Below are 2,537 nucleotides of genomic sequence, written 5' to 3'. Positions count from 1 at the left end.
GTGATGATGCGTTTAGAAGATACACCCGTTCCCATACCGAACACGAAGGTTAAGATCTAAACGGCCAAGAGTACTGCAAGGGAGACTTTGTGGGAGGGTAGGTGGTCGCCAGGTACTATAGTACTAAATGAAAGACACTAAGTTATCACTTAGTGTCTTTTTTTATTTTGGTATAGCACAGTGATATTTTAATAAATTTAATTTCTATGTTATGATTACAAAAAAACAAGTAAGTTTATTCTCTAATAGGGTACTGGAGGATTCATTAATTTCTTATAAGGAATTAAATCTATATGAAGAGTAATGTATAATATAGAATGTGAAGGTAATTATTTAATGATTGAAGAATATTGCAATAAGACAAAGTAGTTTCAATGAGGTAGTAAAGGAAAAAAGTATTGATATCATAGTTCCATTTTCATATAGTTTATGTGAACAATAAATAGTAGAATGTCCAAAGGGTTAAATATAAAAGATAGTTTGGAACATAACAATGATATTTCTTATAATTGGTGACATAGCATAGGAAAGTGTAAATAAGGTCTTTTATTATAAGACTAAACTGGCTGAGATTACAGAAGAGTATATAAAATTTCTTTAGGATGTTTTTTTATTGTGTTTAAATCAGTTATGTTAATAGGTGCTGGTGGTATAATATTATTTATTGAAATACAACGATATATATAGAATAAAGGAAACATAAAATAAGATTATAACCGTGGAGACTTGTTTTATATTTAAGGAGGTGAAATTTTTGGCTCAGTTAAAATTGAAAAATATAAATAAGATTTTTGGTAGGAAACAAGTTTTAAAGAATATTACTATGGAAATAAATGAAGGTGAAATTCTATCTCTTTTAGGACCTTCTGGTTGTGGGAAAACTACCCTTCTTAGAATTATATCGGGATTACTTACCCCTGATGAAGGACAAGTTTTCTTTAATGGTGAAGATTATACCCTTGTAGATAGTAATAAGAGAAATGCAGTAATTGTTTTTCAAGATTATGGTCTCTTTCCTCATATGACTATATCAGAAAATATTGAATTTGGATTAAAAGTTAGAAAGATAAATAAGAGTGAAAGAGATAAAAAGATTAAAGAAATGCTTAAGTTAGTCCAATTAGAGGATAAAGGAAAAAATTATCCTTCAGAGCTTTCGGGGGGACAAAAACAAAGGGTGGCATTAGCAAGGGCTCTTATAATTAGCCCTAAAGTATTACTACTTGATGAACCTTTTTCCAATTTAGATGCAAATCTTAAAGAAGATATGAGAGAATTTGTACTGGAACTTCAAAAAAAGTTAGAAATTACTATGATTTTAGTAACTCATGATAAGGAAGAAGCCTTCATGGTGTCCGATAAAGTTGCAGTGATAATGGAAGGGCAATTGAAACAATTTGGAACTCCAGCAGAAATTTATAAGAAACCACTAACGAAAGAACTTTCAGATTTTATTGGTGAGGCTAACTATATAGAAGGAAAAGTTGAAAATGCAGTATTAAAAAGTATAGTGGGTGATTTTATCACAGAATCTAAAAATAACGATAAGGTAATTTTCAGGGTAAGGTACGATGAAATAGAATTAAGCAGGGAAAAATCTGAAGTTTATGGCACAATAGTTACTAAAAAATATGGAGGCAGGAATAATTTGTACAGTGTAGTTTTAGGTAAGGGAGTAGATGTTAAAGTAAGTTCTACTAATAGTTCTTTTGAGATTGGTGATACGGTATATCTTAGAATAAATATTAATTATATCAATATTTATTAAGTAAGTATTAATATTAATCTAGAGTATTATGTAGATATTTATTATAGTATTTTATTTTTGTTATAGTAAAATTTGCTAAGGCATAGAGTGATCCCAGATTAAATGGTAGCTTAGTTAAAAACTCTTAATTAAGGAGTTTATATTTTCAATTGATCATGTTTTAATGTTGTCAGCATATTTCTTGTATAAATTCAAAGTTTGTTAATGAAGGTTATATATAAATAATATTTTAAAATTAATTTAAATAAGCAAATTTTTAGGGGAGCTAAGAGTATGTTATAAGTTACTTGACTTCTAAAGTGGGTTTACTTTTGGTAAATACACTAGTTAAGTAAAAAATAAATATTATGATATAGTTTTGTGATATAAGACTAAACATCTTCATCAAATTGATAAGTTCTAATATAACTGCACCAAGTGTATCCTTAGTAGAAAAAATGAGGAAATAAGATAAAAATAAAGAATTAACCATAAAAATTCATTTAATAACATGTTATTTCTAGATTAGGTAATTTATTTATGATAAGATATGTCTTGTCCCTAATAAGTGGCAAAGTTAATCACTTGAAATTAGATCATCTTTTAATTTAGTTAATAGTAATATTGGGAAGAAGAAAAAAGTTGACAAAATTTCAAAAAAGTGATAAAATATAAAAGTCGTCAGATAGTGATGATAACAAATTGGTCTTTGAAAATTAAACAGAGAAAAAGGTAAAACCAGTTAATTCCGAATCAGAAATGATTCTTAGTGAACGATAAGTTCACAAAA

1 protein-coding gene and 1 rRNA gene are annotated in these 2,537 nt (G+C 27.8%); both read left to right on the top strand.

The annotated features are described in order from the left end of the window. Positions 1-114: ribosomal RNA gene (gene rrf, locus C661_RS0120790) — 5S ribosomal RNA — on the top strand; the annotation flags it as partial. A 640-nt stretch (positions 115-754) separates the two neighbouring features. Then, complete coding sequence (locus C661_RS0120785) at positions 755-1,768, top strand: ABC transporter ATP-binding protein (protein WP_017417242.1); 1,014 nt, start codon at positions 755-757, stop codon at positions 1,766-1,768. Positions 1,769-2,537: the final 769 nt, after the last annotated feature.

Source organism: Clostridium tunisiense TJ (assembly GCF_000300195.1).
In the GTDB taxonomy this organism is placed as follows: Bacteria; Bacillota; Clostridia; order Clostridiales; family Clostridiaceae; genus Clostridium_J; species Clostridium_J tunisiense.
Note: the sequence above shows the minus strand (reverse complement) of the source record. Positions and strands in the feature narration are given on the sequence as shown.